At 45.5% G+C, this 2,111-nt stretch carries 2 protein-coding genes and 1 pseudogene; 2 read left to right on the top strand and 1 reads right to left on the bottom strand.

Annotation, left to right across the window (positions count from 1 at the left end; translation table 11 throughout):
* Together RMO79_RS02325 and RMO79_RS02320 are read left to right on the top strand one after the other, a co-directional pair.
* Nucleotides 1–339, top strand: a pseudogene (locus tag RMO79_RS02325) (magnesium chelatase ATPase subunit I); the annotation flags it as partial.
* Nucleotides 340–674: 335 nt separating this feature from the next.
* Entirely contained in the window at nt 675–1,367 is a 693-nt protein-coding gene (locus tag RMO79_RS02320; RefSeq protein ID WP_310481443.1) for a PEP-CTERM sorting domain-containing protein, read from the top strand.
* 249 nt (nt 1,368–1,616) lie between these two features.
* On the opposite strand, the gene RMO79_RS02315 is transcribed toward RMO79_RS02320, so the two are convergent.
* A partial coding sequence (locus RMO79_RS02315) for a PfkB family carbohydrate kinase (protein WP_310481442.1) occupies nt 1,617–2,111 on the bottom strand: 495 nt, incomplete at its 5' end.

Genomic DNA, 2,111 nt, shown 5'->3' with positions numbered 1-2,111 from the left:
ATCCTCGAGGTCGTGCATCCGCTCCTTCAACAGCGGATCGTCGATGCTCAAACCAGATTGGCAAGCGTCACCCTCGATTACGAGCTGCGCGTTAAGATTTCTCAAGTCTGCTCTGATTGCGATGTAGACGGCTTACGCGGCGATATCGTCACCAATCGCGCGGCTAAGGCTTTAGCCGCCTTTGAAGGGCGGACAGAGGTCACTCTGGACGATATCAGCCGGATTATCGCTCTCTGTCTGCGTCACCGACTCCGCAAAGATCCGCTCGAATCGATCGATTCTGGTTATAAGGTAAATAAAGTCTTTGCCGAAGTATTCGGGGTCGAGCTAGAAAAATAAGGGACGCGCGATCGATTCCCTAGCAAAAATCAACCAAATACCCGTCATTAAAGGGGCGATTCGAGCTTTTGTCTTGTGTCGTGCTTTTGTAACGATTTATCAAAATATCATCCAAAAGGTGGCATTGTTATTTCATCGCATGTTGCCTAGCTTTTCCCGCTGTGAGAGGTTGGATCTTGAATTTTGTAAGATCGAGAACTATTTTTTCAAAATCTGTTACTTTTGGTGTATAGTGATTCGTAACTAAAACGTGTTTGAGGTAATGGGTCAGTAAACAGCTAAAACTGACACCGATACCATGAAACCGATGTTACCCAATCCCCCAAGAATTATTCATGACTTCTTCCCTTTCGACCGCGATCGCAAAACTAAACTCTCCGAAATGGAGTTCTGTTGGTAAAATTTCCTTCGCTACCACTGGATTGGCACTGATCGCAACTGCGTTAGGTGCTACGAGTGCAGGTGCTGCAACATTTACAATTCCATCGTTAACCGTTTTCGGTAATGATATTAGCTCTGGGCCATCTTTCACAGTTTCTGATGACTTTGCAGGAGCAGATCTAATTAGCCTGGAAGCTTCCGGTATAGTCGATCTGGCTACTGACGAGCCGCCGTTGGGCTATTTCACCAATGCGGCTGGTATTGCAACTCAGCCCACATTTGCGGGTCAGAGTCCTGGAGGGTCTGCGACTGGACCAGGTGGGTTTAATTTTGGTGCCCTATTATTGGGTAATAATACATTAGGATTCTTTAATGTATTTCCAGCAAATTCGTCTCAATCACCAAGTCTTTCGCTCAATGGTGTTACGCTGGCTTCTCTAGGCTTTACCGGTGGTTTTGCCAATGGTACAGTGCTTGAGTTCCGAGTAAATGATGTGACCTCTCGTCTTAATAACGCGGGATCGTATAACGTAGCTGGTTCGCTGGCATCAACTGAGGTTCCCGAACCATTTACAGTTATTGGTACTCTTATTGGTGGTACGGCAGCAGTTCGCCTCAGAAAACAACTAAAATCTGCTCAAAAATAATCAACCCGATTGCGGCAAGATTTGAGTAAATTCCAAATCGCTCGTGTTTGACAAGAGGCGAGATACAGCTATAGCTGTATCTCGCCTTTCTCAATTAAGTAGGTGCGAGGGTAAGTAGTAAACTAGGCACTAGAAATCAGATAAAACTTAAATAACATTTTTTATATGTGATATCTGAATAAAATTCAGCTTTTCTGTAGCGATCGCTACAACATCGATCGAAATCTGCTGGATCGATCGATTCTTCTGCTAACAACTACCTTTGATTTGTCCCAGCAACGACTGAAGATCTACTGTTGTCATCCGCGCACCGGGAATGGTCACTAGTCGAGACGAAGCCATCGAACCCAACCTCCCGGAAGTTTCCCAGTCCATGCCGTTGGTGATGCCGTATAGTAAGCCACCTGCATACATATCGCCAGCTCCGACAGTATCGATCGCGTTGACGGGGAAAGGTGCGATTTCAATTAATGCGGTACCATCAAAAACTAATGAGCCTTTGGCACCGAGGGTGAGCGCAAAAGTTTGGGAAATGGTTTTTAAGTAATCGATCGCACTGACTAAATATTGAGTTCCCGCTAACTCGAATGCTTCGCTTTCATTGGCAAATAATAAATCGACTCCAGAGCCAATCATCTCTAAGAGTCCGGCTCTGAAGAACTTTGCCATATTCTGGTCGGAGAGGGTGATGGCAACTTTACGACCTGCATTCGTGGCAATATCTCTAGCTTTAATTGCGGCTTG

This window comes from Chamaesiphon sp. VAR_48_metabat_403, assembly GCF_031422475.1.
In the GTDB taxonomy this organism is placed as follows: Bacteria; Cyanobacteriota; Cyanobacteriia; order Cyanobacteriales; family Chamaesiphonaceae; genus Chamaesiphon.
Note: the sequence above shows the minus strand (reverse complement) of the source record. Positions and strands in the feature narration are given on the sequence as shown.

Bases quoted from the DNA above. Each gene is read 5' to 3' on its own strand.
- RMO79_RS02320 (WP_310481443.1), top strand. From the start codon at position 675: ATGACTTCTTCCCTTTCGACCGCGATCGCAAAACTAAACTCTCCGAAA.